25 protein-coding genes are annotated in these 26,847 nt (G+C 55.2%); 16 read left to right on the forward strand and 9 right to left on the reverse strand.

What is annotated here, in order from left to right; translation table 11 throughout:
• The first annotated feature begins 27 nt into the window (after positions 1–27).
• A complete protein-coding gene (locus ACP5OT_RS09300) occupies positions 28–1,560 on the forward strand; it encodes a UDP-N-acetylmuramoyl-L-alanyl-D-glutamate--2,6-diaminopimelate ligase (protein ID WP_428131967.1) in 1,533 nt (510 codons plus the stop codon).
• Positions 1,557–2,375 carry a dihydroorotate dehydrogenase gene (locus tag ACP5OT_RS09305; protein WP_424675217.1) on the forward strand — a complete coding sequence of 273 codons (819 nt, stop codon included), beginning with the start codon at positions 1,557–1,559 and terminating at the stop codon, positions 2,373–2,375. The genes ACP5OT_RS09300 and ACP5OT_RS09305 overlap by 4 nt, the downstream gene beginning before the upstream one ends.
• Positions 2,376–2,384: 9 nt before the next feature.
• Here ACP5OT_RS09305 and ACP5OT_RS09310 read toward each other — a convergent pair whose 3' ends face one another.
• A complete protein-coding gene (locus ACP5OT_RS09310; RefSeq protein ID WP_428131969.1) occupies positions 2,385–4,475 on the reverse strand; it encodes a hypothetical protein in 2,091 nt (696 codons plus the stop codon).
• Between the two features lie 62 nt (positions 4,476–4,537).
• Here ACP5OT_RS09310 and ACP5OT_RS09315 point away from each other — a divergent pair, with 62 nt between their 5' ends.
• Complete coding sequence (locus tag ACP5OT_RS09315; RefSeq protein WP_424675215.1) at positions 4,538–5,317, forward strand: hypothetical protein; 780 nt, start codon at positions 4,538–4,540, stop codon at positions 5,315–5,317.
• 10 nt (positions 5,318–5,327) lie between these two features.
• Here the strand turns inward: ACP5OT_RS09315 and ACP5OT_RS09320 are convergent, their stop codons facing one another.
• Both ACP5OT_RS09320 and secG read right to left on the reverse strand, forming a co-directional pair.
• Entirely contained in the window at positions 5,328–6,992 is a 1,665-nt protein-coding gene (locus ACP5OT_RS09320; protein ID WP_424675214.1) for a peptide ABC transporter substrate-binding protein, read from the reverse strand.
• A 3-nt stretch (positions 6,993–6,995) separates the two neighbouring features.
• Positions 6,996–7,211, reverse strand: a complete 216-nt coding sequence (secG, locus tag ACP5OT_RS09325) for a preprotein translocase subunit SecG (protein ID WP_424675213.1) — start codon at positions 7,209–7,211, stop codon at positions 6,996–6,998.
• Between the two features lie 222 nt (positions 7,212–7,433).
• Here secG and ACP5OT_RS09330 point away from each other — a divergent pair, with 222 nt between their 5' ends.
• From ACP5OT_RS09330 to ACP5OT_RS09340, 3 genes are all read left to right on the forward strand, one after another.
• Positions 7,434–9,269, forward strand: a complete 1,836-nt coding sequence (locus ACP5OT_RS09330; protein ID WP_424675212.1) for a phosphoenolpyruvate carboxykinase (GTP) — start codon at positions 7,434–7,436, stop codon at positions 9,267–9,269.
• A 223-nt stretch (positions 9,270–9,492) separates the two neighbouring features.
• Positions 9,493–10,053 (forward strand): TRAP transporter small permease subunit, encoded by a 561-nt coding sequence (locus tag ACP5OT_RS09335; RefSeq protein ID WP_424675211.1) that lies wholly within the window; start codon positions 9,493–9,495, stop codon positions 10,051–10,053.
• Between the two features lie 14 nt (positions 10,054–10,067).
• Positions 10,068–11,402 carry a TRAP transporter large permease gene (locus ACP5OT_RS09340; RefSeq protein WP_424675210.1) on the forward strand — a complete coding sequence of 445 codons (1,335 nt, stop codon included), beginning with the start codon at positions 10,068–10,070 and terminating at the stop codon, positions 11,400–11,402.
• Positions 11,403–11,602: 200 nt separating this feature from the next.
• Here ACP5OT_RS09340 and ACP5OT_RS09345 read toward each other — a convergent pair whose 3' ends face one another.
• On the reverse strand, positions 11,603–12,811 hold the full coding sequence (locus tag ACP5OT_RS09345) for a TRAP transporter substrate-binding protein (protein WP_424675209.1): 1,209 nt from the start codon (positions 12,809–12,811) through the stop codon (positions 11,603–11,605).
• A 137-nt stretch (positions 12,812–12,948) separates the two neighbouring features.
• Positions 12,949–13,854, reverse strand: coding sequence for an AEC family transporter (locus ACP5OT_RS09350; RefSeq protein WP_424675208.1), 906 nt, complete (start codon positions 13,852–13,854; stop codon positions 12,949–12,951).
• Positions 13,855–14,037: 183 nt separating this feature from the next.
• On the opposite strand from ACP5OT_RS09350, the gene ACP5OT_RS09355 reads away from it, so the two are divergent.
• Together ACP5OT_RS09355 and ACP5OT_RS09360 are read left to right on the forward strand one after the other, a co-directional pair.
• Entirely contained in the window at positions 14,038–14,424 is a 387-nt protein-coding gene (locus ACP5OT_RS09355) for a response regulator (RefSeq protein WP_015941775.1), read from the forward strand.
• A gap of 246 nt (positions 14,425–14,670) precedes the next feature.
• The gene (locus ACP5OT_RS09360; protein WP_424675207.1) at positions 14,671–14,823 is read left to right on the forward strand and encodes a hypothetical protein; all 153 of its coding nucleotides are present in this window, start codon (positions 14,671–14,673) and stop codon (positions 14,821–14,823) included.
• Positions 14,824–14,828: 5 nt separating this feature from the next.
• Here ACP5OT_RS09360 and ACP5OT_RS09365 read toward each other — a convergent pair whose 3' ends face one another.
• Positions 14,829–16,292: an HD domain-containing protein gene (locus tag ACP5OT_RS09365; protein ID WP_424675206.1), complete on the reverse strand. Its 1,464-nt coding sequence runs from the start codon at positions 16,290–16,292 to the stop codon at positions 14,829–14,831.
• Between the two features lie 19 nt (positions 16,293–16,311).
• A complete protein-coding gene (locus tag ACP5OT_RS09370; RefSeq protein ID WP_424675205.1) occupies positions 16,312–18,765 on the reverse strand; it encodes a penicillin acylase family protein in 2,454 nt (817 codons plus the stop codon).
• A gap of 145 nt (positions 18,766–18,910) precedes the next feature.
• On the opposite strand from ACP5OT_RS09370, the gene ACP5OT_RS09375 reads away from it, so the two are divergent.
• The 6 genes from ACP5OT_RS09375 to rpmE all read left to right on the forward strand — a co-directional run bounded on the left by ACP5OT_RS09375 (position 18,911) and on the right by rpmE (position 23,756).
• The gene (locus tag ACP5OT_RS09375) at positions 18,911–19,828 is read left to right on the forward strand and encodes a polyprenyl synthetase family protein (protein WP_424675204.1); all 918 of its coding nucleotides are present in this window, start codon (positions 18,911–18,913) and stop codon (positions 19,826–19,828) included.
• A 73-nt stretch (positions 19,829–19,901) separates the two neighbouring features.
• Positions 19,902–21,668, forward strand: coding sequence for an aspartate--tRNA ligase (gene aspS, locus ACP5OT_RS09380; RefSeq protein WP_424675203.1), 1,767 nt, complete (start codon positions 19,902–19,904; stop codon positions 21,666–21,668).
• Positions 21,669–21,806: 138 nt separating this feature from the next.
• Positions 21,807–22,721: a response regulator gene (locus ACP5OT_RS09385; protein ID WP_424675202.1), complete on the forward strand. Its 915-nt coding sequence runs from the start codon at positions 21,807–21,809 to the stop codon at positions 22,719–22,721.
• A 117-nt stretch (positions 22,722–22,838) separates the two neighbouring features.
• On the forward strand, positions 22,839–23,150 hold the full coding sequence (gene rplU, locus ACP5OT_RS09390) for a 50S ribosomal protein L21 (RefSeq protein ID WP_424675201.1): 312 nt from the start codon (positions 22,839–22,841) through the stop codon (positions 23,148–23,150).
• 13 nt (positions 23,151–23,163) lie between these two features.
• A complete protein-coding gene (gene rpmA / locus ACP5OT_RS09395) occupies positions 23,164–23,439 on the forward strand; it encodes a 50S ribosomal protein L27 (protein ID WP_424675200.1) in 276 nt (91 codons plus the stop codon).
• A 17-nt stretch (positions 23,440–23,456) separates the two neighbouring features.
• Positions 23,457–23,756, forward strand: a complete 300-nt coding sequence (gene rpmE, locus ACP5OT_RS09400; RefSeq protein WP_424675199.1) for a 50S ribosomal protein L31 — start codon at positions 23,457–23,459, stop codon at positions 23,754–23,756.
• A 92-nt stretch (positions 23,757–23,848) separates the two neighbouring features.
• On the opposite strand, the gene ACP5OT_RS09405 is transcribed toward rpmE, so the two are convergent.
• Both ACP5OT_RS09405 and ACP5OT_RS09410 read right to left on the reverse strand, forming a co-directional pair.
• A complete protein-coding gene (locus ACP5OT_RS09405) occupies positions 23,849–24,826 on the reverse strand; it encodes a helix-turn-helix transcriptional regulator (RefSeq protein WP_424675198.1) in 978 nt (325 codons plus the stop codon).
• Positions 24,827–24,829: 3 nt separating this feature from the next.
• Positions 24,830–25,024, reverse strand: a complete 195-nt coding sequence (locus ACP5OT_RS09410) for a hypothetical protein (RefSeq protein ID WP_424675197.1) — start codon at positions 25,022–25,024, stop codon at positions 24,830–24,832.
• A 116-nt stretch (positions 25,025–25,140) separates the two neighbouring features.
• Here ACP5OT_RS09410 and ACP5OT_RS09415 point away from each other — a divergent pair, with 116 nt between their 5' ends.
• Together ACP5OT_RS09415 and purE are read left to right on the forward strand one after the other, a co-directional pair.
• Positions 25,141–26,274, forward strand: a complete 1,134-nt coding sequence (locus tag ACP5OT_RS09415) for a 5-(carboxyamino)imidazole ribonucleotide synthase (protein ID WP_424675196.1) — start codon at positions 25,141–25,143, stop codon at positions 26,272–26,274.
• 22 nt (positions 26,275–26,296) lie between these two features.
• Entirely contained in the window at positions 26,297–26,809 is a 513-nt protein-coding gene (purE, locus tag ACP5OT_RS09420) for a 5-(carboxyamino)imidazole ribonucleotide mutase (RefSeq protein ID WP_424675195.1), read from the forward strand.
• The last annotated feature ends 38 nt before the right edge of the window (positions 26,810–26,847 follow it).

The following is a 26,847-nucleotide window of genomic DNA, read 5'->3' on the forward strand; positions in this document are numbered from 1 at the left end:
CTGTTTCGCGTCGCAGAAAGATGTGCTATGCCGAAAACACTCGCTGATTTGTTGTCTGATGTATCCGTGTACCATCTGATCGGTGACCTTGCTACACCGATCAGTGCTCTTGTCTACGACTCGCGCCGGGTGACGCCGGGGAGTCTGTTTGTCGCGATTCGTGGGCAGCATAGCGATGGCCATGACTTTATCCCACAAGCAATTGCTGCCGGAGCGGCAGCGGTGGTCGTCGATCAACGGTACTGGCGTGGTGCGGTGTCGGCCGAAGTGCCGGTCGTGGTTGTTGCCGACAGTCGGGTGGCGCTAGCGCCTTTGGCTGCCGCCTTTTACGAGCATCCAGGGCAACAGTTGACGACCATCGGGATTACCGGCACCAAAGGGAAGAGTACGACCACCGACCTGACGGCTCGGCTCTTGGCTGCTGCCGGGCGTACTGTAGGTATGATCAGTACGGTTGATTTTCAGATCGGTACGCGGCGCTGGCCGAATGACACCCGTCAGAGTACGCCGGAAGCGCCAGAAGTACAGGCCCTCTTGCGCGAAATGGTTGTATCTGGGTGCGACACTGCTGTGATTGAGTCCACTTCTCATGCTCTCTCACCGCGTTGGGGGCGATTGGTGGGTTGCGCGTTTGCTGTGGCGGTGATGCTTAACATCGGTCACGAACATCTCGACTTTCACGGTACCTTTGAGCAATACCGTGCCGACAAAGCCCAACTCTTTGCCCTGCTTGCTGAACGCAATGGCCCGACGTGGGCTATTGTGAACGCCGATGATCCGCATCACGGTACGTTCCTGGCTGCCGCACCGTCGCAAACGATGCGATTACGCTATGCATTGCATGCTCCTGCCGACGTGCAAGGTCAGATTGTTCACAGCGGGCCGGCAAGTAGCCACATGCGGGTCCATTCACCGTGGGGTGAAATTGAAGTGACCGTGCCGCTTCCCGGACGTTTCAATGCTAGTAACGTACTGGCCGCACTCACTGTTGCCCTTACGCAAGGTGTACCGCTCGAACGTGCTGCTGCCGCTGTCGCTCATGTCCGTGCCCCACGTGGGCGGATGGTGTCGATCAATGCTGGTCAGCCGTTTACCGTAATCGTCGATTACGCACACAATCCCGATTCATTTGAGCAAATCTTTACAATGCTCCGCCCACAGGTGACAGGTCGGATGATCGCTGTGTTTGGCAGCGCTGGTGAACGCGATGTGAGCAAACGCACCATTCAAGGCGAGATTGCCGGTCGGATGTGTGATTTGCTCGTGTTGACCGATGAAGACCCGCGTGGCGAAGATCGTGAGGCGATCATTGCCCAGATCGCTACCGGCGCCGAACGAGCCGGTAAACGACCCGGTAGTGGCTACCTGTGTATTCCCGACCGGGCACAAGCGATACGGACGGCAATCGCTGCCGCTCGGCCCGGTGATATGGTGTTGCTGTTAGGCAAAGGCCACGAAGGTAGTATCATCTACGCCGATCATACGTTGCCGTGGGACGAAGAAGGTGAAGCGCGACGGGCGCTGGCCGAATTAGGCTATCATGCTAAAGAGCAAGCATGATCGATCTTGCTCCCCATAACCCACACACCCTGACCATCACGACACCGGTGATTGCCGCTGCCGGTAGTCTCGGTGATGTCGTTGGGGTGGTGCGGTGGCTTGGCCTCACCCAACCACATTCCGACCACGGTCTCGGCGCGATTATTAGCTCGACCGTTACCGTAGCCGGTCGGCGCGGTCAACCGCAGATACTCGCCACGCCGGCCGGCGTCCTTTATCACCACGGTAATACCAGCCTGAGTGTCAAGCAGGTGCGTGATCGGCTAGCTCCACGCTGGGCCGGCTACCACATACCGGTGTTGGTGAGTATCGCCGGCGCAGAGGCAGCCGATGTTGCCGCTGCCCTCGATGGTGTCGCCGGTGTTGCCGGCTTCGAGGTGGCTTTGCCGGCGCTCACCGCCGCCGAAGCTGCGCAGCGAGTCGCGGCTGTACGACGTGCGACTCTCTTGCCGCTGATTGTCCGTCTGCCCGGTGAATTACCCGATCCGGTGGCCGTGGCCCAAGCCAGTATTGCTGCCGGTGCTGATGCAATTGCCTTAATCGGTGGGTTGCCAGCCTGTATGCCACTGGCAGACGGCCAGCTTGTATATGGACGGCTGGGCGGGCCGGCTATTTTTCCTATTGCTCTCAGCATGGTTGCGGCCGTTGCCGCGGCAGTGTCAGCACCAGTGATCGGAATGGGTGGTATCGCGGCTCCCGATCATGCGCGGGCGATGTTGCAGGTCGGAGCACGGGCAGTAGCGTTGGCGAGCGCGTTAGTAACCGATCTGCGTCGGGCTAAGGTGATTGCCGATGCAGTGGGTGCAAGTGACTGATGAACCGCCTTACCGCCAGCGCACTTCACGCACGTGGATGTGAGCTGGCTCGCCGATCCCCACTTGCAAGATAGCGAAACGCACGTGTGCTGCCATTACCGTTTGAGGTAGGGCGAGGGATACTGTCGGGTCGGGTGGTAAGTTGCGATACGGTTGGCTGATAGTTGTTGTTGCTCCCTCTGGTGTTGTGATGGTGACGGTCAAATCGAGATCCATCGTCCCTAGGGTCAATTCGATCTCGTTTACCGGTTGGGGATTGGTAAAGCGCAACTCAATCACCAGAGGGTTTGCCTCAAACCCGCGGGCCAACGTAGCCGGATTGCCATCGAAGAGATCGGCGACGCTCCCTATATCAAAGTGGGAGTGCGCGACCACCAACTCTTTTCCGGCAATGACGAACGGCTCCTCAATCAACGCGGCGCGTGTCGCGCGTTCGGCTGCTAGTAGTTCGTCGATGTTCGCGACATAGCTGAGCCGAACCACGTAAAAACCGGGTTGGTCATCAGGGTATGGAATGATCTGTTCAGGCGGTTCAATAATAAACTTGCCGCTTTCTTGTGCTTGCTGATACTCGGTGGCGGTCATAATAAAAATATCGCGTTGTCGATCAAGATCACCGCGATAGTACAGATAGGCATCAATGCTAGTCAAGCTAACACGTTGGCGTTGTGCCGGATCGAGAAAAAAATCAACGAAACTGTTCGGATTGTTTGCCCACACCGGTGATACCCGTACTATGGCTTGGGGGTTACGCGCCAACAGCATTGGCACCGTCTCGCCGAAGATCTGAGGTGCGCCGTATTGCATACCGTACAAGCCGTAGTCGCGGAACCAAAGTGGTCCACCGAGCACAGCGGTACGCAGCAGGATGAGACTGTCGAGGGCGAGAACAAGCCCCAATGTGAGCGCCACAAGTCGTTGCCGATGCGGTACGAGGCGTTCGATCACTGCGTTCAGTCCGATGACACTCAGCAGAGCCGCCGGTACCACCATTGCCAAGGTTCGGGTTACCGCAATACCGACCAGCGCACTACTGAAGGGTGCCGCAAGTACGGCAATAATGAGCAGCCGGTAGCGTGAATCGTGCCATCGCCACAGACACACTCCTAGTCCGATGGTGATGAACGGCAACAACAGCAGCGGTATATGGCCGCGATCAGGAAAGCGATGCCGGTCGAGATCGATAGTATTGGGCCAAAACCAATAGCGTGGATCGAGTCCTTGACCGTACAACGTAAGAAAACGTTGGATCTTTTCGCCAAGCGGCATCGGTTGGAGCCAGTACGAATTGAGGGTACGGAGATGTTCGACTGTGGCGTCAGGTTCGAGTTGGCGAAAACGGACCAGTGGTATCAGTACAACGACGAACAGCGCAAGCGCCATCCATAGGCGTACTGGTGGTCGGCTAACATGGTACCGAGCATCGCTGATCAACAGCAGCAGGCTACTGATCAACATCACGCCCTGGCCGTTGGTGTAACTGTAGAAGGTAGCCGCTCCAAACAAAATCACCGCCACAATCCAGCGGTCGTCGTAATGGCAATAGGCCACGTATGCTGCGAGAAAGCAGGCATAGAACGCAACCATCAGCGCCGTTTCGAACGCAGTGCGTGAATGGAGAAACCACGCCGGCATACCACAGAGGGCGAGAATACCAAGCCACCAATACCGGTTGTGGTAGCCGAAGCGAAGGAGTGCGGCAATGCCGATCGGGACCAGCAGACCGACGATAACTGATGTGGCACGGGTCATCCAGACCGAATGGTTAAACCCAAAGAGAAGTATACTTACTGCATGAACATAAACACTTAGGCTAAGGCTCCACTTTTCAGCGTTGCGAAAATACGGTGGTAACCAAACCCCATTGCTATCCCGGAACCCGTTGGCAATCAGATCACGCGCTAACACGCCATGAATCGCTTCATCACAGAAGAAATAGATCGGGAATACACTCAGATCGGTGAAACGGGTGTAGAGGTAGAGTGCGAGGCTTGCGAATAGCAACACCGCTTCGTAGCGGCGGAGATGGCTTAGCCAGCCTGTTGCCGTGAGTGGTTGGTTCCACCAGTTGGATGAGTTGACGACGACAGCATCGTTCATAGAGTGTCTAACCACTCGCTCAGTGGGGTTGATGGCCGGTTGATAGAACAAGGGTAACCTGCATGCCACTCTATTATACTGCGACGATTCGCGAACGTCGCCAATTTGGCCATCTCGTATGGCTGTCTCTTATCGCACCGGAGATTGCGCGTACCGCTCGGCCCGGCCAGTTTGTGCTTGTGTGCGTTTCACCCAGCTTTGATCCGCTCTTGTGGTCGGTATTCTTTTTGGCCGGCGTCGATCACCATAGTGGTACCGTCGAATTACTGATCGATCCACGTGATTCGGCAGGAGGGAGGTTGGCCGGATACCCGGTGGGGACGCAACTCGACGTGTGTATGCCGGTTGTTCCGGCGGTAACGCCAAACCCGACGACTCAAACCTTGTTGCTGGCCGGAGTTGGCCCGACGTTGCCGGCCCTCCTGTTTACGGCTCGTCAGTACGCTGCCCGCCTGAGTATTTCCCTTTGGCTCACCGGTGATGAGGGATATCTCCCACCGCCGTTTCTCTTGCCAGCAACGGTTGAAGTGCAGACGAGTACCGGCGGTGCGGCGGCATTGTTCAATCTCCTCACGGCTTCTCCGGTGGACAATCCCCTACGGTGGGCCGATCAAATCATCTTTGCCTTGCCACCGCAGCTTTTTGGTATAGCAGTGGATGCCATCCGTACCATGCGATTACGGTGGGAACGCGGATTTGCGCAAGTCATCGTAGCCGGGCCGTTGCCCTGTGGTCTAGGTATTTGTCGCGTTTGCCAGATCGAGACACGCCATGGTTGGCAGCGATGCTGCATCGAGGGACCGGTGTTCGATCTGCGTGATCTGCGCTTGCCGGGACTATAGAATAAGCGTTCTACGGCAGATCACCTTCGAGGCGGCGAAAGCTATTGACAAACCAACGCTGCACATCGCGGAACCGATCTTCGGCGCCGAAGAGGGTTTGATTGGCAAAATCAGGACTGGCAAAGGCTCGGCCTTGCACATTTGCACTACTGACGATGAGGTACTGCGGTTGGTAGAGGGTTATTGCCGGCGACAACTCCAGCCATCGGCGTTGAAACTCGTGGTAGAGTTCTGCCCGTGCAGCCAATTCTGGTTCCGATCGGGCTTGTTCGAGCAAGGTGTCGATCCGTCCATCGTTCAGACCGGCATAATTCAGACCACCCTTGGCTTGGCTAGAATGCCAGAGGCTGTACACGTCGGGATCAGGGCCGATGCGCGTCCACGTATGGATTGCTGCCATGAAATCGCCCTTGCGCAATCGTTCGACGAGGGTAGTACTCTCAACCGATTCAACCGTTACCTCTACCCCAATCGCATGCCATTGTTCAGCAATGGCCGTAGCAACTGCCAACCGTCGTTCATCTTGATCAACCAGCAAACGAAAGCTCAGGCGCTGGGCACCGCGCTGGCGGATTCCATCACTACCCGGCTCGAAGTCAAGTTCGGCCAGTCGTTCGGCTGCAACCGTCGGATCGGCAGGTACACGACGTATCGTCGGATCATCGGCCCATGTACCGGGCAAGAGCGGTGTATCAATCGGTTGGGCTAGTCCGTTGAGTACCGTCTCAATCAGAGCATCACGGTTGAGGCCGAGGGCCAGTGCTCGTCGCAGGGGAATCTCTTGAAATAAAGGTAGGCGCAGATTAAACGTTAGCGTCGTATATTCATCTATCGGTAAAACGATGCGGCGTTCTTCACCGGGTACATCAACAGTTTTGAGATTAGTTCCCCATCGCTCGGCAAAACCCATCACTTCACCCCGCAAGAGCGCAGCAACCGCTGCTTCGGGCGTAGCCATAAAGCGCAACTCAATCTGATCGAGGAATGGCCGCCCATTGTAATAAGTTGGGTTGGCAGTGAGGATGGCGGCATCAGCCCGCAATTCGGCCAAACGGAAGGGGCCACTCCCGATCAGTCGCCGAGCAAAGTCACCGGTTGGCCATTCGGAAGGCGCAATACCACGCAAGAGATGCGCCGGCAAGATCGGCATACGTGCCAATGCCGGAAAAGGTGCAAAAGGGCCGGATAGAATAAACCGCATTGTTCGATTATCTACCCGTTCGACGAGAGTTGTGCGCCAAAAATTGGCAAGTGCCGGCTCGCCGGGTGTCTCCAGCTCTTGCAAGGTGCGGACGGTAAAGATAACATCATTGGTGGTAATCGGCGTCCCATCGTGCCAGCGTAATCCCGAGCGTAGCGTAAAGGTGTACATCTCACCGGTTGCATCAACCGTATACCCTTCCGCAAGCGCCGGTTCAATCAACCCATCGATCCCAATGCGAGTGAGACCGTCGAAGAGCAGACTGATCAACACGCGACCGGTCGGATCGGTAATCGGATCGTTGAGCAGCGGGATCGGCATAATGGGCGAACCGACCACTGCCTCACGGTAGGTACCACCGATAGCTGGATTATCGGTTGAGGCACTCAGGGCAGCCAAACGCCCAAACAAACCGACGATAACGCTAATACCGAACAGGGCAATGGTAATTTGCCAACGGATACGGCGGGCCATAATCTAATCGAAGATCGGCAGACTCGTAATCAGCGCCAGCAGTAAAAAACTCACTCCCAGCGCAATCGTGGCTTGATACAACGTCTTCTCGACTCCACGCCGCGTATGGTAGATCGAGCTGGTATCACGGTTGATGCCACCGCCTCGCGACTGCAAAATCACCAGCACACTCATGACAGCGCTAATCACCAGAATAGCAATGTACAACGCAGTTTCCATCGTTATCTCGCTCCTTATGGGTCTACTGCATGATGCAGGCACAACAGTATACCACAGAGTGGCAGGTGACATGTCGCGCTCAAGTAGTTGGTTGCGTAATTGTTGCCGAGAGTCTACTGCTTCCTACCTGCATATAGGTAACAATTCGTGCTATGATTGCGACTGTGCAAGTTGTCACAGCTTTCATTCTCCGGTTGTAGCCTTGAAAAAAGGGAGGAGAGTATGCAGTTCCCTACATACATTAGGCACCATCGGCTCCGCGAGTGGATTAAAGAGATCGTCGAACTCTGTGAGCCGGCGCACATTCACTTCTGTGATGGAACGCAGGCCGAGTACGATATGCTCTGCAACCAGATGGTTGAAACAGGTACCTTCATCCGCCTCAATCCGAAGCTTCGCCCTAATAGTTTTCTTGCTCGCTCTGATCCTTCAGATGTTGCCCGTGTCGAAGATCGCACGTTTATTTGCAGCATCTCAAAGGATGATGCCGGTCCAACGAACAACTGGATGGCACCGAAAGAGATGAAAGAAATCTTGCTGAAGCTGTTCAAGGGCAGCATGCGTGGGCGGACAATGTATGTCATCCCGTTTAGTATGGGACCGCTTGGTTCACCAATTGCCCATATCGGTATCCAGTTGACCGACTCGCCTTACGTCGTCGTCAATATGCATATTATGACTCGTGTTTCGACCAAGATTTACGATGTCTTGGGCGAGAACGGTGACTACATTCCATGCCTACATAGCGTAGGGATGCCGCTTGAGGTGGGCCAGCCTGATGTACCGTGGCCGTGTAATCCAACCAAGTACATTGTTCACTTCCCTGAGGAGCGCTCGATTTGGAGTTTTGGATCCGGCTATGGAGGCAATGCACTGCTCGGAAAGAAGTGTTTTGCCTTACGGATTGCCTCGGTGATGGCTCGCCAAGAGGGTTGGCTGGCCGAACATATGTTGATCTTAGGGGTCAAGGAGCCAAGTGGGCGAAAGACGTATGTGGCTGCTGCGTTCCCCTCGGCGTGTGGTAAGACCAATTTCGCTATGTTAATCCCACCGAAGGAGTTCAAGCGGGCAGGGTGGGAAGTGACCACAGTTGGCGATGATATTGCATGGATCAAACCCGGCCCAGATGGCAAGCTCTATGCAATTAATCCTGAAGCCGGCTATTTCGGTGTGGCGCCGGGTACATCATACAAGACGAACCCTAATGCGATGGAGAGTTGCCGGGCCAATAGTATCTTTACCAACGTAGCCTTAACCGATGATGGTGATGTCTGGTGGGAAGGAATGACCGATGAGCCACCGGCCCATCTGATCGACTGGCAAGGTCGTGATTGGACGCCGGATTGTGGTCGGTTGGCCGCCCATCCTAATGCTCGTTTCACGGCCCCGGCTCGCCAAAACCCGGCTATCGATCCTGAGTGGGAAAATCCGAATGGCGTGCCGATTGAAGCCTTCATCTTCGGTGGGCGACGTAGTCGCACCGTTCCGCTGGTGTATCAGGCCTTCAACTGGACGTATGGCGTGTATCTGGCAGCGACGATGGGTTCGGAAACGACGGCTGCGGCTATGGGTCAGCAGGGAATTGTACGGCGCGATCCATTCGCCATGCTACCCTTCATTGGCTACCACATGGGTGATTACTTTAACCACTGGCTGAGCTTTGGGCGACGTTTGAAGAACCCCCCGCGCATCTTTGGCGTCAACTGGTTCCGCAAAGATGAAAACGGTAAGTTCATCTGGCCGGGTTTTGGTGAAAATTTACGGGTGTTGAAGTGGATTGTTGAGCGTGCTCATGGGCAAGCAGTCAGTGTTGAGACTCCCATTGGCTGGGTACCACGCTACGAAGATATCGATTGGCGTGGTCTTCAGTTTACCCCCGAACAGTTCGAGCAGGTAATGGAGTGTAATGTCGCTGAGTGGCAGCAAGAGGTGTTGCTCCACGAAGAGTTGTTCATCAAGCTCTACGACCGGCTGCCCAAAGAGCTTTTGTCGGTGCGCGATCTCATCCTGTCGAGCCTCTGGCGGATGCCGGAGAAGTGGGGAGCTACGCACGAATAGCTGTCGTCCACATATATGAAGCGAAGGGGGTGGTCGTAGCATGACCACCTTCGCTTTTTGACAAGATCGCTGACTCCGTGTACCATAAACCTATAAAGTTGCTTGTTTCCACTTTGAGGTTTCAAACTTCCCTCTGCGAATGTCTATTTCGGCATTCGCTTTGTTAGGCTTTGGCAAATTTTTGTATTGGACATAGGCTGTGGACTGGGAAGGAAGGATTGCCGTGCAAGCTTTATTGCGCCTTTCACGGATCATCGACACCTTCACTGAATGGGTTGGGCGCTTAGCGTACATTTTGGTGCCGATCGTGGTGGCTGTTGGGGTATGGAATGTTGCGAATCGCTATGTTGGTCGTGCAATAGGTCGTACTCTCGGATCTAACTTCTACATTGAAGCCCAATGGTATATCTTTTCGCTCATTTTCTTACTTGGTGCAGCCTATGCGTTGAAGCATAATGAGCATGTGCGGGTTGATGTGTTCTACAGTAATTTTTCCCCTAAGCGCAAGGCTCTTGTAAATTTGCTTGGCACTATCTTCTTTTTGATCCCATTCTGTGGGCTTCTCCTCTATTTTAGTTGGCCGTATGTTGAACAATCGTGGCGTATTCGCGAAAACTCATCTGATCCGGGTGGTTTACCACGTTATCTTATTAAGACCTTCCTATTGATCAGCCCTATGCTTCTGATTATCCAAGGTATATCAGAGGTAATCAAGTATTTCGCTGCGTATCGCGGGTTGCTTGACCCAAGCCAAGTTGAAGAAGAACACGAAACGCGATTGTAGTTTCTGGAGGATCCATGTACGATTGGCTCGGTCCCACGATGTTTCTTGGCGCACTGGTGATACTTGGTATCGGTTATCCGGTGGCCTTCTCGCTCGGTGCTACGGCGATCGTATTCGGTATTATCGGTGTATCTCTGGGTATTTTTGACCCGATTATTATTCGGGCGATGCCGTCGCGTATCTTTAACGTGATGTCGAATTATACCCTTCTCGCTATTCCCTACTTTATCTTTCTCGGCTCTATGCTCGAAAAATCCGGTTTGGCCGAAGATTTGCTCGATACGATGGGAGTGCTCTTCGGGCCAATTCGGGGTGGTTTGGCGATCTCAGTGGTGGTTGTCGGCGCATTGTTGGCCGCTACCACCGGCGTGGTGGCGGCAACAGTGGTGGCGATGGGCCTGATTTCGCTGCCGATCATGCTGCGCTACGGCTACAACAAAGAGCTGGCGTGCGGCGTGATCTGCGCTGCCGGTACCCTCGGCCAGATTATTCCGCCGTCGGTGGTGTTGGTGGTGCTCGGCGACCAGATCGGCGTCTCAGTGGGCCGCCTCTTCCTTGGTTCGCTAATCCCCGGCTTGTTGCTGTCGGCGGCGCTCGCCTTCTACTGCTGGGTCGTTGCGCTGCTGAAACCAGAAATGGCCCCGGCCCTGCCGTTGTCGGCCCGCTCGATGACCGGTGCGGCGCTGGCGAAGCGGGTAGTGCAGGTCATGATCCCGCCGCTGTTGCTGATCGTGGCTGTGCTTGGTTCGATCTTCTTTGGTATTGCCACTGCGACCGAGGCCGGTGCAGTGGGTGCGTTAGGGGCAACGTTGCTGGCGCTGGTAAATCGTCGTCTAACATGGAAGAATTTTATCGCAGTCTGCGATTCCACCATGCGTGCTACCACCATGGTGATTTTTATTCTCATCGGTTCAACCGCATTTGCTCTGGTCTTCCGTGCACTCAGTGGTGATAAGTTTGTCTTTGATCTGATGACCAATCTGCCTGGTGGTGCATGGGGTTTTTTGATCGTGAGCATGCTAATTGTCTTTTTCCTCGGTTTCTTTATCGATTTCTTTGAGATTTGCTTTATCGTCATCCCGCTTTTTGTACCGGTGGCGAAAACGTTGGGCTTCGATCTGGTTTGGTTTGGTGTACTGCTTGGTGCTAACTTGCAGACATCATTCCTCACACCGCCGTTTGGTTTCGCACTCTTCTATCTGCGTGGGGTAGCTCCACCTGGAGTCACGACCGCTGATATTTATCGTGGTGTAGTTCCGTTTATCGCGATTCAGTTGGCAATTGTCGTAATCTTAATCTTCTTTCCCCAGTTGGCGCTCTATCTGCCGGCTATCTCGTTTGGTCAGTAGGGTTGCTATCACGATTTCACTTCATTGCTCAACAAAAACCGGAAGGGGACGACACCCCCTCCGGTTTTGCCAATCTAGTACCAAGCACTGTTATTTACCGAGCAAACTGAGCAACAAAAAACCGGAAAGGATTACACCCCCTCCGGTTCGTTATGGAGAGATACAGCAGATTCTTACTGCTGTACTCTCCTGGCTAAGAATTAGTATGGGTTATTCTTAACGAACATATTGAACGGCAGCTCGTTGGTCTGGTGCCAGCGCTGAATCTTCTGGCGGAAAGTGTTCCAACCAGGGAAGATTTCCTTAAATGCCGCCGATTTGCCCTCGTACTCAGCAAACAGCTCAAAAGCTGCTTTCCGCGCTGCGCTGAGAATCTCGTCGCTGTATGGGCGCAATTTCTTGCCCTTCGCGACAATCCGTTCAAGGGCGTCATTGTTCAACGCATCGTATTTCGCGAGCATGTTCATATTCGATTCCCATGCCGCGACGCGAATGAAGTTCTGATACTCTTTCGGCAGCTTATTCCATGCATCGAGGTTAAACACTGCGTGGAGCGAAGGTCCTGGCTCCCACCAACCAGGAGTGTAGTAGTATTCGGTAGCATCGGGTAGGCCCAACTTTTCGTCATCATACGGACCAACCCACTCGGCAGCGTCGATTGCCCCGGTCGAAAGGGCTTGGAAAATCTCACCACCGGGCAAGGTCTGCGTGACCACGCCAATGCGCCCCATGACTTGTGCGCCGAGACCGGGGATACGCATCTTGAGGCCTTGCAAATCGGCGACAGTGTTAATCTCGCGGCGGAACCAGCCACCCATTTGTGTGCCGGTGTTGCCGGCGGCAAAGCAGATCACACCGAAGTTCTCACCCAACTTATTGATCGCCTGCTCACCGCCACCGTGGTAGAGCCAAGCGTTCTGTTGTTGCGCCGTCAAACCAAAGGGTAGTGAGGTAGCAAAAGCCCACGCCGGATCAAGACCGACGTAGTAGTACAGTGCAGTGTGACCTGCTTCGACGGTGGCTTGCGACACGTTCTGCAACACTTCAAGACCGGGGAAGAGTTCGCCGGCGGGGAAGGTTGTGATCTTGAACATGCCGTTGGACAGCTCGGCCACTCGCTCGGCCAGCACCGTCGCACCGCCGTAGATGGTGTCGAGCGAGATCGGCCAGCTTGTACCCATGCGCCACTCGATGGCCGGCATCGACGAACCTTGGGCCGGGGCTTGGGCAGTCGGAGCGGCTGTCGTTGCTGCGGCGGTTGGTGCTTCGCCACCGGCAGTGGTCGGCTGAGCCGGGGCAGCAGTGGGTGGATTGGTAACAGCCGGAGGCTGACCACAAGCAGCCAAGGTTAGACCAAGACCGCCAAAAATGCCTGCGGCGGCGCCACGAAGAAACTCTCGTCGTTTCATGCTGTGCTCCTAGGCAATCTGTGAATTAGAGATCGGTACTCTTAATTATACCTGATCTGATAAAATTGCGCAAACGTTGCTTTTATGGCAGATAAAACGATTACTCGATCGGTAGTTTCATTGTTTTCGTTGTTATGTTAAAGGAAGACAAGTACTATTGCGAGTGTGACAATGCTGGCAAGATTCGAGAAGAGTACGGTGGCAGTAACAAATTCGGGTAAGAGATCGTTTTCCATTGCAATAATGCTGACTAATACCGCAGTCGGCATACTGGCTTGCAAGATGCCAACGTTGCGTTCGAGTTGTGGCAGGGCAAACCACTCGACGATCCCAAATGCTAACGCCGGACCGCTAATTAGCCGAATTGCGCTGGCAACGAAGAGATCAGCGTTGAGGCGAGGAATACCGGCAGCAGCGAGTTGTGCGCCCAAGACGATCAACATCGTAGGAATGAGCGCGCCTGACAGGAGTTCGAGCGGGCGCATAACAACCGGTGGGAGCGTTATCTCGAACCAGTTGAAAAGTAGAGCCGGTGGTAATGCCAGCAATGCCGGTGTGCGAAAGACTTGAATGACCATACCGACGCTGAAGCCACGGCTGAAGTTGGCTGCGCCTACGCAGACGATGAACGCAAGCACAAGATTGGCTAAGAAGTAGACCGTCGCAACACCTAATGCCCCTGGCCCTTCGGCAAACTGAATGATCGGTAGGCCAAAATTGCCAACATTGCCGAATGCAGCCAGCATAACGTATGCTGCGGTCATTGCCGGACCGCGCTTCAAGAGACGGGCGATGAGCAAGGCGACCAGGATCGAACCGAGGTACACCACCGTGATGAAGCCGATCATACGCCCGGCCAGACCAGCTTCAATTTGGGTCTGGCTAAGTACGTAAAACACAAATGCCGGGGTGAGGATAAAATAGGCGAACCGTGATAGCGTTCGTGCTTCTAGTTGTAGCCGTGGGCCGGTCAGGTAACCGAGCAAGACGAGTAAAAAGACAGGGGCAAGGACGTTGAGAAAAATGCCGGGTAGTTGGTTCATACGGGTTGTGTCTTCTTTACAGACCCACTATCATGTGGTCAAAGCAAGGGAAGTCGGGATCCTTATTCGTAATAATACCATTCTTTGCTTGCCCGTCATTCAGGGCTGTGCTACAATACCGCTACCCTAGCTGATAGGAAGTGGCAGGGCGGCAGCAGACGCTGGCGATTAAGGAGCGTTTTTATGGCCGACTTTTCCGGTCGCAATCCGGCAATCATTCTGGTCGAAGATGAGCCTGATATTCTCATTATTTTGCATCGCTTGATGCGTGATTTGACCGGGGGGTACGATATTATTACCGTGAATAGCGGAGCTGATGCGCTAGCCCAAATAGCGCTGCGTCGGGTGCCGTTGGTGATTACCGACTACAATATGCCCGGCATGAATGGCTTGCAGTTGGCCGCCGCTGTGAAAGAGACGTCACCTGATACGAGCGTAGTCATGATCACTGCTTACGCAACCCCCGAACTCGAGAAACGCGCTCGTGAACAGCGGGTTGACTACTATTTACCCAAGCCATTCTCACTCGACCGCCTTGAACAAATTATCCGCGACGTCCTCCAGCAGTAGCCCCCTGAAAGCTGGTTGGAACACGGTTGGCTCTTCGCCAGTTTCTCCCTCTCAGATATGACACCGGTTACACGGCAACAGCTTCTTGGTGTCATGTTGTTACTCTTACTGCCAGTTCTGAGGGGGGCTAATCTTTTTCCCCCAAAGTCAGCGAAACATCAGATCATTTTCATTCCTTTAACCACTGCTTTCCGGTACGATACAATCGCCTATTGCTGTAGATTGCATCGTTACGGGAGGCATCAGATGTCTGATTTGCTGTCGTTGCTACCGACGATCCTGCTGTTTGTCATGATCGTGCTGACGCTCGTTCTCTTACCGTTGCTTGAGGACGAGAGTTCGTCGGCTACCGAACGTCAGCCGACCGATCGCATCCGATTGCCACGCCGACCGCGCTGAGACGGTTACGAGCGCTCTGCACGATGGAGCGTTCGCGCTAGAGTGAGCGCTTCTTCGAGATTGTGAATTTCACCAGCCTGTTGTGCCTCATGAATCAATCGCAGCAATCGGCCCACTTCCGGCCCCGGTCCGATCCCCAAGCTTGTCATCAGCTCGTCGCCACGTAGCAGGGGTGGTGGCGGTGGCGTTGGAGCATTCCAATAACGGTCTAGCAGCGCGCCAACCCACGCAAGATGGTCGTGCCATGCGCTCGGATCAAGCCATGGGCCGCGGGTCGCTAAATGATCGGCTAGTTCATGTAACAACACATCCGGACCGGCATCGCCGGTATCGCGAAAGAAGCGGTTGATCCCGCGTTCGGTCAGTTGCCCACCGCTCCGCATCTGCCCCGGTCGCATGTGTTCACGGACAATCGTCACGATATAGACGGTGTCGGTGCGACTGAGGCGGAGTCGCTTACCGATCTGAGCAGCCGTTTCGGCGCCTAGGCTTTGGTGGCCGTAGAAGGTAACCGTACCGTCAGGGTGATGAACCTTTGTCTGCGGTTTGGCGTTGTCGTGAAGTAGGGCCGCGAGTTTGAGTAGCGCTGCCCGTCGTACTATTCCTCGCCGCTGGTGAAGGTGCTCGTGATACCGCTCGGCAAAGGGTAACCGACGGCTTAGGTGCGGGTTGGTTTGTACTGCGACCGGTGACTCACCATTGTCGATTAGCCAATCAAGGGCAGCCACCGTTTCCAAGACGTGCGCCAATACCGGGAGAAAATGCACATACGGTTGTTCACAGTCGCGCGCTGCTTCGAGTTCGGGGAAGATGACGGTAAGCGCCCTGACTTCGTCGAGGAAGCGTAAGCCGGCTGCTGCTGCCGAACCATCACACAATTTAAGTATCTCGTCGCGAATCCGTTCTACAGCTACCGTATCGAGCGCATGTGCTGCCTGTCGCGCCATCGTGATGAGCTCGGAATCGGGTGTGAGATGGTAGGTAGACCGAAAACGTCCGGCTCGCACGATACGTAATGGATCTTCGTGCAAACCGGTTAGCAGACAGAGACGCAAACGACCGGCCGCCAGATCGGCTTGTCCGCCAAGCGGATCGATGAGATCATGCCAGTCACCTCGAATGGCTGCCGCTAGCGGGAGCGCCAACGCATTGATCGTAAAGTCGCGTAGGTGGAGATCACTCATGATGTCGACTGCACGCAATCTTGCACAATCGATAGTCACCCCACCGGGTAATACGGCCCGACCGGTGTCACGCTCGTCGTCGAGAACAACGAAAGTCCCACCCCCGGCTGTCGCTAACGTTTTCGCCAAGCCCAGCCCGCTCCCGGCGACGGCAAGATCAATATCGGCTGGCTGGCGGCCGGCCAGCAATTCGCGCACCGAACCGCCTACCAGCCACACCGGTTGGTCACTGTGCATGGCGATGAACTGGAAGAGATCGGTTGTTGGCAGTTCGCTCGGATACATCGCTGTATGAGTTCCCGTTTTAGCCATCTGCTGTCAATACTAACACATCAGCAGTATACCGCTCGACAGCTGCTCGGCTCCATACCAGCGGATGATACGCACCGACACGCCAAGCATCGGTCATATCGGCATAGTGTGAACTGGCCGGATGACCACTCTGACCGGCGGGTAAGATTGCCCGTGCGTTGTCCCAATCACTTAGATCAAAAATAAAGCGTAGGGACGGGGCATTGTAGATGGTCATTCCGGCAATATCGCGCGGAATATAGCAGTGATTAACCGTATCAATATCGCCGCCCATTGGCCACGGCCCCCGGTTGAACAGTGGTGTGAGCGCCGGAATGCTACCGAGCGGGTGTCGTAACGTAAGTGTATGGAACCGTCCGTACTGCCAGCGCGTCGGATCGGGACCGAGGCGTGCGCTAAGTTCGGCGATGGCTTGTGATAATGCAGCCCGTAGCACACCGCCCCAACTACGCCCACCACTAAGCCAGTCATCAACCTGATCGAGAGGACGTTCAGCCATTCGGGCTAATATCATCGGTAAGGCACATTCGAGATAGAGATTTGCCGGTAATACGCTAAACGATCCTAGTGCAACCGGCCGTTTAAATAGATCGGCTAATTCCTGGTAGACGATGCGCAAAAGACGGTAGCGAAGTTCGTCATAGATGGCCCCACCAATACTATCAGCCCGCAGTTGCCCGTCCCACGTGACGAACAGATCACGCACGCGCTGCTCGATGCTTGTTTCCAGTTGGAGCCGAGCCACTTGTTCGACCAGCGCTTTACCAGGGAGCGATAGTACATCATTCTGAATACGAGCAAAGCTGCGCACATCGTGTTGTTTGGTCTCGTCGAGCAGGGCTTGAATACGCTGAGCACGGTATGGGTTCAGCCAAAAGCCCTGAATAGGGGCGTTGCGTGATGTACTCGGTGCGATTCGATGATTGGCACTCACAATCGTACCGTTCGCCGGATCGAGTTGGCTCGGTAATTCGTCAAACGGGATCATACCTTCCCATTCATACTCGCCATTCCAACCCGGGACCGGCAGCATCCCATCGCCTTGTCGTCGAAGGGGTAGTCGTCCGGCCAGACAATACCCGATGTGGCCTTCAATGTCGGCGTAGACGAAGTTTTGTGGTGGGGTGTCCCAATCGGTTAAAGCAGCACGAAACTCCGTCCAATTACGGGCCCGGTTGAGTTTTAGAACAGCGCGAGTCAGCGTTGGTGAGGGATCGAGGGCGGTCCAACGTAAAGCCAGCGCGGTTTGAGCCGATTCGTCGGTAGATTGGCTGTGGAGTTCCCCGGCAACCGGATCGATAATGGGGCCGTGATGGGTAATGCGAACATCGATCACAACCGGTTCAGTTTGACCTTTGACCTTAATCGTTTCCCGGACGACATCGGCAGTTCGCCATTCATCACGCCACCGGTACCGTCGGGGGTCGGCGGGGTCGAATTGTTCGATAAACAGGTCTTGGTTGTCGGTACGCGCATTGGTTATGCCCCATGCGATCCGTTGGTTGTGACCGATCACGACACCGCAGGTAGCCGGAATAGTGGCGCCGGTGACGTGAAAATCGCCACCCTCCAGATGGACGTGGTACCAGAGGTTGGGGATGGCAACGTTCAGGTGGGGATCATTTGCCAGGAGTGGACGGCCGCTGGTTGTGCGCGTACCGCTTACCACCCATGCGTTTGAACCTTGGGGCGTTTCGGTTTCACCGGTAAAGAGTGAGGCATCACCGGCCAGTTGCAGTGCCCCTGTACCGAGATCGGGGGTATAGTGAGCCTCTGCCGGCACGGTGAGTGGCCCGTCTTCAGGATAGCGCGGACGGAGGGTGACTGCCCGCTTGGCTCCGACGACGGCCACGATCTGGGCCTGCAGCAGCTCTTGCATCCAATTGGTTGAGAGATTCAGGGCCATCATCTTTGGCCACACGAGTAAATCGACCAATTCCCACGGTTGAGGTTGGAATCCGAGAATAGTAAACTCAAGTGGTAACCGATGACTAACCTGCTCGATGCAGGCATTAACGCCGCGGATGTATGCACTCATAAGCGTTGCCGTTTCATCGTCAAGCAACGCAACTTCTCGATGTGCGATCCGGCTAAAGCCGAGTGTACGAATGAAGCGGTCAGAATCAATAGCTATCGAACCAACGATTTCGGCCAACCGACCATGGCCGATCCGGCGGTGCAGTTCCATTTGCCAGAGGCGGTCTTGGGCATGTACATAACCGAGCGCACAGAATAGATCTTCGTTGTGTTCGGCGTAAATGTGGGGAATACCCCACCGGTCACGACGTATTTCCACCGCTGCCCGTAATCCAGGTAGGCTCACACGACCACTCGTGCGGGGTAAAGGTCGGCGTAGGGCTGCCACAGCACCAACACCGGCCAGCGCTGCTACGGCGCCAACGGTAATGCCAATGGCCCGTCCGATGCGAGAGGGGTTGAATGTCACACTCCACCTCCGTTCGTGTCTATGCAGGTACATACCTGTATTGTCAAACGCGAATGCTATTGTGTCAACCGTAATGTTGACAGTGGGGCACTGATAGCGTATCTTTCAAAACGATGGATGAACATTCTTAGGCAAAGTGAACACCATGACCCTCACCGTACCGCCAGAATTGCACCATGATTTGCTGTTGGTCGAGTACTTGCTCCATGAACGGACTCGTGCGCGTGCGACCGTCATCTCGATGGTGAATCCTCATCTGATCGCCAACCCAACCGATCGTTTGCGGGCGTTGCTCGTCCTGGCAGTTGCCCGTCTCGGTGGTGCTACCGGTGAGTATGTTGCCCATGCTGCGGCGGCGGTGGAGCTGATTGAAGCTGCCACTCGTGCCCACAACGATTTAATCGACGAACAAGCACGTCGTCTTGGTCGGGTGAAGAATGGTGCATGGGATCACGGTGTGGCATTGATGGTGGGCGACTATCTGTTTGCACTGGCATCCGGAGAGATGGCGCTTAGTCCTGATCCACGCATCATTGGTCTCTATTCACACGCAGTGATGCAGATCTGCGAAGGGCAGCTTACGACGGTGACCAATCTGATACCACATGAAACGGCGTTAGCAACCTATTGGCAACGCGCTGAGGCATTGGCCGGTGCGCTTCCCGCTGCCGCAGCACAGGCCGGTATTCTGTGTAGCAACCTCCCTGATACATTCCTGGCGCCGGCCGCCCGACTGGGCAAGCATCTTGGTTTAGCCCGGCAACTGGCCGCCGAAATTCGCGATCTCGAATCTCAGGGCAGCTTCATCCAAAGTGGTCAAGCGCCATTGGCGCTCATCTTGGCAGCCGGTGCAGCACCACCAGACGAAATTCAAGCGGTGTTTGCCCATCCTACGCCTGAAACGGTCGCTGCAGCCTTACCTATTATTCGTACCCATGGTTTACCATTGGCCCGTGAGTCATTGGCAGCGCAACAACGTGCCGCCCACCAAGCCCTGAGCGAATTGCCGGTCGGTAGTACGACCCCGTGGTTGGCTACCCTCATCGAGCAGAGCGGTGAATAAGCTCATTCCTATGCGTATGTTATAATGCGACGGCTATACGAACATTACCGCCTTCGATCCGGCAGGAGAGATTATGTACCGTTCACATACTTGTGGTGAGTTGCGCCCCGCTCACGCCGGCCAAGAGGTGACTCTGGCCGGCTGGGTACATCGCCGGCGCGATCATGGCGATCTGATATTCATCGATTTGCGCGACCGCTATGGGATTACGCAAGTGGTCTTTAATAGCGCCAATGCTGCTGCCCACGCAGTCGCCGAAACAGTGCGCTCGGAGTACGTGTTGCAGGTGCGAGGAAAGGTGCGGATTCGCCCTGCCGAAGCGGTTAATCCCGAAATTGCTACCGGCGAGATTGAAGTAGACGCATTTGCGGCGCAGGTGTTGAATCCGGCACGGACACCACCCATTTATATTGCGAAAGAGGCTGGTGAAGATGAATCGGTGCGCTTGAAGTATCGCTATCTCGATCTCCGCCGTGAACGGATGCAGCGTAACTTGATCTTACGCCATCGCGTGGTCAAGTTTATTCGCGATTTTCTCGATGCCGAGGGTTTTATCGAGATCGAAACACCGATTTTGATCAAATCAACCCCTGAAGGTGCGCGTGACTATTTAGTGCCGTCACGGTTGCATCCGGGTAAGTTCTACGCCTTGCCACAAAGTCCACAGCAACTCAAGCAGTTGCTGATGGTTGCCGGCTACGATAAATACTTTCAGATTGCCCGCTGTTTTCGTGATGAAGATCAACGAGCCGACCGCCAGCCCGAATTTACCCAACTTGATATGGAGATGAGCTTTGTCGATCAAGAGGATGTCATCAATCTGATCGAACGGCTCTTCACCGAATTGTGCCGGACTGTGACACCGCATAAACGCTTGCTTACGCCGTTTCGCCGTCTGACATATGCGGAAGCGATAGAACGCTACGGTTCGGATAAACCCGATTTACGGTACGATCTCAAACTTGTCAATCTAAGTGATGTGTTAGCTGAGACCCCATTTCAAGTCTTCCGCAGTGTCTTGGCCGCGGGTGGTCAGGTGAAGGGAATTCGGGCGCCGGGGTGTGGTCACTTCTCGCGTAAGCAGATCGATGAATTGACCGAGGTGGCACGGTCTGGGGGAGCAAAAGGGTTGGCATGGGCGGTGGTGCCTACCGATGGTGGTGACGTGCGGTCGAGTTTTGCGAAGAATCTTGCACCCGGCGAGTTTGACGCACTGGCACAACGGATGGGGGCACAACCGGGCGATTTACTGTTGATCGTTGCCGATCAGCCGGCGGTTGTGGCGGCCTCGCTTGATAAACTGCGCCGAAAACTGGCCGAATTGCTCCAATTGGCCGATCCCGATACCCTCTGCTTTGCGTGGGTCGTTGATTTTCCGCTGGTTGAGTGGAATGAAGAGGAGCAGCGTTGGGATGCCGTTCATCATCCCTTCACGTCCCCCAAAGACGAAGACCTTCACCTGCTGGCGACCGATCCCGGTAAGGTACGGGCCAAGGCTTACGATCTGATTCTCAATGGGTATGAAGCCGGTGGTGGTAGTATTCGTATCCATCGGCGTGATGTACAGCAACAGGTCTTCTCTTTGCTCGGAATCAGTGAGGAAAAGGCCCAAGCTCAATTTGGTCATATGCTCGAAGCCTTTGAGTATGGCGCACCGCCCCACGGTGGAATTGCGCCCGGCATCGATCGGTTGGTGATGATCTTGGCCGATGAACCGACGATTCGCGAAGTGATGGCCTTCCCCAAGACGCAACAAGCGGTCGATCTCATGACAAATGCGCCATCACCGGTTGATGAACGGCAATTGAAAGAACTCCATATTCGGATCGTTGAGGATTAACGGCAACCATAATTGACCTAAAATTGGTACTACTAACCCGGCGACAATCACGAGCAAAACCGGTATACTATACTATGCACGACGTCCATGCCGCCGCCGCGCCCATACCGGCGCGGCGTGGTGTTCGCCGGAGCAGTTATGCCCAAGCGTATTCTGATCGTTGATGATGATCCGCAAATTCGCCGATTGGTGACATTGGCTCTTACCGATGAAACATCGTATGAGGTAAGTGATGTTTCGTCGGCAGAAGCTGCCTTGTTGCACATCTCGCGTCAACCGGTCGATCTGTTGGTAACCGATCTGCTGATGCCCGGTATGAGCGGGATCGAGCTTATTCAGCGCGTGCGCCAACTCGATCCGAACACGGCGATTGTCGTGTTCACCATTAGCCCAGAAGGCTTATCGCCGCAACTCCAAGCCGAATTGCAAATTGACTACGTGCTCTCCAAACCGGCTACTGCCGAACAGTTACGGCTCGCGGCGACGACATTGCTCGATCCGATCAAGCCGGTCACCGGCCGGACCGAACCGCCATCAGCAGAGGCGGTGACCGGCAGCCGATTTAGTCAACGGTTGGCCGCGTTGCGCTCACGTCAGTCTGTCCAGCCGCCGGTTACATCGGCGGTGGCGATGCGTCTCACGCCGAACCAGAGCGGGCGTGGTGGGCGGAGCTATTCGGAAGCCCAACTGGAACGGATGCGGCAGTCGCTGAAGGATCTAGCGCTTGCCCCAGAGGTGCAGTGTGCTATTCTGGCCGACATGAGCGGCCTCGTGCTCAGCCACTGGAGCCGACGGCGCGATATCAATGTGACGGTGGTAGCGGCTTTGGCTGCCGGTAATACCTTAGCATTGGCCGAAATTGGTCGCCATCTTGGTCAACAACAACCCGGCCATCTCGTTATTCACGAAGGCCAAGACCAGAATATTATTATGGCTTCGATCGATGATTTGATCCTGCTGTTGGCGATTGGGGCAAACGCTTCACTGGGATGGGCCAGGATCGCGACGCTACGCGCCTGTGAAGAGATGGCGCGGATTGCGCGGAGCGAATAGCCGGTTTGACACTGTACCGAGCCTTTGCTATACTACGCAAGGCGAAGGGCGGTGTAACCGCTCTGTTTTCATGTTGTCTCGACGCTATACGTGCGTCGCCTCAAGGAGAAGAAGACCGTGTATGCGATTATTCGTGACCGAGGCATGCAATACCGTGTTGAGCCGGGCCAAGTGTTGACCATTGACCTGCTCAAAGCCGAACCCGGTAGCCACATTGAGCTGGGTGAAGTGTTGTTAGTCGGCAATGGGGAACAGGTCAAGATCGGCTCGCCGCTGGTTGAAGGCGCTGTCGTGCGGGCAGAGGTGCTTGGTGAACAGAAGGGTGAGAAGATCGTTGTCTTCCGCTACCGCAATAAGACGCGCTACCGCCGCCGCACTGGCCATCGCCAGCGCTATACGCAGATTCGTATTAGCGAGATCGTCGCCTAGAGGAGCTTGAACCATGGCACACAAAAAAGGAGTAGGTAGCTCGCGCAACGGGCGTGATAGCAATCCGAAAATGCGCGGAGTCAAGCGCTTCGGCGGCGAGCTTGTGCGCGCCGGTAATATCATCGTCCGCCAGTGTGGCACCAAAATTAAGCCAGGTGCGAATGTCGGTGTTGGTCGCGATTGGACGCTGTACGCCCTCGTTGATGGCGTTGTGCAGTTCAGTCACTATTCGCGCACCCAAAAGAAGGTGAGCGTGATCCCAGTTGCCGCCGACACAACGGCTAATTAATTTAGAGAGGATGCGTCGTGAAACCTGGTATTCATCCTAAGTACTATACCGATGGTATTGTCTGTGCGACGTGCGGTACGGTGTGGAAGATCGGTTCAACCCGTCCTAATCTACGGGTCGAAATTTGTGCCAATTGCCACCCGTTCTACACCGGTGAGCAGCGTATCGTTGATACCGCCGGGCAAGTTGATCGCTTCATGCGCCGTCTGAATGTCGCCCAAGAGCGACAGAGTGAGTTGGAGGCGCGGCGCTCTAGCCGCACGCAGCCGGCAAAGAAGAGCTTGCTTAAGGAGATCTACGGCGAAGAGACTGAGTAAGGGAATAGTGCTCGTAGTCGTTGTTCCGAGGTCGGCTAGCGCTGGCCTCGGTTCGTGTTTGTGGGTCGCTGTCGCGACCCAGTTTGTTGCCGCTACCGCTCCTGTTGGTACCGTGCTAAGAGACGGCGGGCGTAGTCGATCACAGTGTCTTGCAACTCGCGTGGAGCCAACACTTTCACATCAGGTCCCCAGCTTAACACCCAGCTCAGAATTTCACGGATGCCGGCAACGGTGAGATGCAGGTCACAGCTACCATCGGCATTGTCAATCAGGCGCTGACTATGGTGCCAGCGTGTCTCACGGATACGCGGGGCGACAGCCGGGCTGAAGCGTAAGTGGATGGTAACTGCGGTCTCGTGCATGACTTCCCACGACTGTGCCAATCGCTCATACGGGTCGAATGCTGCCGGGATGTCAAACCGTTCGTCAAGGAGTTGGGCGTGCTCGATCCGTTCAAGTTTGAAGGTGCGCAGATCGTTGCGTAGCCGGTCATACGCGATCACGTAAACTCCCGGTGTTGTCCGTGCTACTTCGAGAAAGTAGGGGGCAATGTCGCGTTCGGTGAGTGGTCGGTTGGGGGAACGGTAGCGGATACGCACCATCTGCCGGTCGGCCCATGCGCGGGTAAGCAGTTCGAGGGTGTGAACGTAGTGTGGATTGGGTGGTCGTTCCCGAACAATGCTTGCCAGCCGCGCCATATGACCGGCAATGGTTTGATCGGGAAGACCGGCAGCGAGTTGATCAAGCGCTGTGACAATATGCGGGTTGTGCTCGTCGCTATGGTGACTGAGCAGTCGTGCCGCGAAAAAGAGTGCGACTGCTTCGTGCAGGTTGAGCCGAACGGTGGCGAGATAGGTGTTGCGGTCAATACCGTACTTACCGTTGTGCTCCCAGATCGGTACTCCCGCTTCGCTGAGCGCCTCAAGGTCGCGGTAGATAGTGCGGCGATTGACACCGCATTGTTTGGCTAGCTCTACAACGCTCCAGCCTTGCGGTGGCGCGTTGTAGAGCTTGTGTTCAAGGTTCCGCAACCGTGCGGCTTTGCTGCGTAAACGGTAGCTAACGACCATGACCTAGATCACAAATGACGCAACGATCATCACAACTGTTAAGAGACCACCCCAGACGGCAATCCAAAACAGATCTTGTCGGACATCAGCATATTCGCGACGGTAATCTGGTGGTTCAAGTGAACGAGCTACCGGACGGCGAGCTGGGTTAGGCCGTTGGGTTGGTCGGCGACGAGTAGCACGTGATGAAGTGGACATATTGAAATGCTCCTTGCGTTAGTTGGTCATATCTGCTGTATTATAGCGCAGCTTGCACATCCCTTATTCTGACGGTACTATATCTAGCGTGGCAGTTGTTCGTGCATTGGTGCAGTATGCGGGTAGGAATCTTTGGCGGTGGACAATTAGCCCAGATGCTTGTGCAAGCCGCAATAAGTCTGGGGATTGAGATTGTCATCTGCGAGCGGGTGCCGGATAGCCCGGCGGCACGGTATACACAGTATACGGTGGTCGGGCCAGGGGAAGACGAAGCGGTACTGGCTGCCTTTGCTCGTCAGTGTGATGTCGTCACGCTCGAGAATGAGTTTATCGATGCCCGGTTACTTAGGCGGGTTGAGGAGTTAGGTACACCGGTGTGGCCGTCGCCGGCAACTGTCGCTGTAGTACAAGATAAGTTGTCACAGAAGGAGCGCCTAGTAGCGGCAGGGCTTGCGGTGCCCCCGTTTCGGGCCGTAGACGGACCCGATGATGTCCTTGCAGCTGCGCAGGCGTTTGGCTGGCCTTTGGTGCTCAAGACGCGCCGTAACGGTTACGATGGCTATGGCAATGCCACGTTGCGCGGGCCGGCCGATGTCGTTCCGGCGTGGGAACGATTGACTCGCAGCGGCAGCCCATTGCTGGTTGAGGCGTGGGTACCGTTTACCCGTGAATTGGCGGTTATGGTGGCCCGTCGCCGTGATGGTACAACGACAGTCTACCCGGTGGTTGAGACGGTGCAGCAAAACCACATTTGCCACGTTGTCTATGCCCCGGCAGCCATCGCGCCGGATACCGCAATTACTGCGACTGAGTTGGCAGTCGCTGCCATACAGGCAGTTGACGGTGTGGGCATTTTTGGTGTCGAATTATTTGCCCTCGCCGACGGCCATGTGCTGATTAATGAGTTGGCCCCGCGGCCCCACAATTCCGGCCACTATACGATTGAAGCCTGCGTCACCTCGCAATTTGAACAGCATTTGCGCGCTGTGCTCGGCTGGCCGCTGGGTGCGACAACCATGCGCGCGCCGGCAGCAGTGATGGTCAACCTACTTGGGCAGCGGAATGGTCCGATCAATACCGATGCTATCGTTGCAGCACTGGATGTGCCCGGTGCGCATATGCACTTTTACGGCAAGCGCGACGAACGAGTTGGTCGCAAAATGGGCCATATTACCGCCCTAGGCGCGACATTACGTGACGCAGAGGCGATTGCCCGCCGTGCTGCCGGATTGGTGGCGATGCCGGTATAAGTATGTGAGATGAGGAATGTCTATGTCCGAGCATCCTCTCGTCGGTATTATTATGGGTAGTGATAGCGATCTGCCGACCATGCAAGGTGCGATTGATGTCTGTCGCGAATTTGCCATCCCTTACGAAGCGCGCGTTGTCTCGGCTCATCGCACGCCGTTGGATATGGCCGAGTACGGTATGACCGCTCATCAACGCGGTATTCGTGTAATCATCGCCGGGGCCGGCGGTGCAGCGCATTTACCCGGTATGATCGCTGCCCATTCACCATTGCCGGTGATCGGTGTACCGGTACCGAGTAAAGCACTGAACGGTCTCGACTCGCTGCTCTCGATTGTACAGATGCCGGCCGGTGTGCCGGTCGCAACCGTCGCAATCGGGAATGGACGTAACGCCGGTTTGTTGGCCGTCCAAATTCTCGCCAGCGCCGATCCGACACTGTTGGCCCGTGTGCAAGTCTACAAAGAGCGCTTGGCGGCCGAGTCGCGGGCAAAGAATCGGATCTTCACCGATGAGTCTACTCAGGCAGGAGCGTGAGATTTTAGGATTCGACTATCTCGAATCACCTGTTTTCC

Origin of the sequence: Chloroflexus sp. (genome assembly GCF_049970315.1) — a bacterium.
Taxonomy (GTDB): domain Bacteria; phylum Chloroflexota; class Chloroflexia; order Chloroflexales; family Chloroflexaceae; genus Chloroflexus.

Bases quoted from the DNA above. Each gene is read 5' to 3' on its own strand.
- ACP5OT_RS09315 (WP_424675215.1), top strand. From the start codon at position 4,538: ATGCCACTCTATTATACTGCGACGATTCGCGAACGTCGCCAATTTGGC.
- ACP5OT_RS09360 (WP_424675207.1), top strand. From the start codon at position 14,671: ATGTCTGATTTGCTGTCGTTGCTACCGACGATCCTGCTGTTTGTCATG.
- ACP5OT_RS09305 (WP_424675217.1), top strand. From the start codon at position 1,557: ATGATCGATCTTGCTCCCCATAACCCACACACCCTGACCATCACGACA.
- ACP5OT_RS09320 (WP_424675214.1), bottom strand. From the start codon at position 6,992: ATGGCCCGCCGTATCCGTTGGCAAATTACCATTGCCCTGTTCGGTATT.
- ACP5OT_RS09310 (WP_428131969.1), bottom strand. From the start codon at position 4,475: ATGAACGATGCTGTCGTCGTCAACTCATCCAACTGGTGGAACCAACCA.
- ACP5OT_RS09300 (WP_428131967.1), top strand. From the start codon at position 28: ATGCCGAAAACACTCGCTGATTTGTTGTCTGATGTATCCGTGTACCAT.
- ACP5OT_RS09350 (WP_424675208.1), bottom strand. From the start codon at position 13,854: ATGAACCAACTACCCGGCATTTTTCTCAACGTCCTTGCCCCTGTCTTT.
- ACP5OT_RS09385 (WP_424675202.1), top strand. From the start codon at position 21,807: ATGCCCAAGCGTATTCTGATCGTTGATGATGATCCGCAAATTCGCCGA.
- ACP5OT_RS09415 (WP_424675196.1), top strand. From the start codon at position 25,141: ATGCGGGTAGGAATCTTTGGCGGTGGACAATTAGCCCAGATGCTTGTG.
- purE (WP_424675195.1), top strand. From the start codon at position 26,297: ATGTCCGAGCATCCTCTCGTCGGTATTATTATGGGTAGTGATAGCGAT.
- ACP5OT_RS09410 (WP_424675197.1), bottom strand. From the start codon at position 25,024: ATGTCCACTTCATCACGTGCTACTCGTCGCCGACCAACCCAACGGCCT.
- rpmA (WP_424675200.1), top strand. From the start codon at position 23,164: ATGGCACACAAAAAAGGAGTAGGTAGCTCGCGCAACGGGCGTGATAGC.
- aspS (WP_424675203.1), top strand. From the start codon at position 19,902: ATGTACCGTTCACATACTTGTGGTGAGTTGCGCCCCGCTCACGCCGGC.
- secG (WP_424675213.1), bottom strand. From the start codon at position 7,211: ATGGAAACTGCGTTGTACATTGCTATTCTGGTGATTAGCGCTGTCATG.
- ACP5OT_RS09355 (WP_015941775.1), top strand. From the start codon at position 14,038: ATGGCCGACTTTTCCGGTCGCAATCCGGCAATCATTCTGGTCGAAGAT.
- ACP5OT_RS09345 (WP_424675209.1), bottom strand. From the start codon at position 12,811: ATGAAACGACGAGAGTTTCTTCGTGGCGCCGCCGCAGGCATTTTTGGC.
- ACP5OT_RS09405 (WP_424675198.1), bottom strand. From the start codon at position 24,826: ATGGTCGTTAGCTACCGTTTACGCAGCAAAGCCGCACGGTTGCGGAAC.
- ACP5OT_RS09365 (WP_424675206.1), bottom strand. From the start codon at position 16,292: ATGTATCCGAGCGAACTGCCAACAACCGATCTCTTCCAGTTCATCGCC.
- ACP5OT_RS09340 (WP_424675210.1), top strand. From the start codon at position 10,068: ATGTACGATTGGCTCGGTCCCACGATGTTTCTTGGCGCACTGGTGATA.
- ACP5OT_RS09330 (WP_424675212.1), top strand. From the start codon at position 7,434: ATGCAGTTCCCTACATACATTAGGCACCATCGGCTCCGCGAGTGGATT.
- ACP5OT_RS09375 (WP_424675204.1), top strand. From the start codon at position 18,911: ATGACCCTCACCGTACCGCCAGAATTGCACCATGATTTGCTGTTGGTC.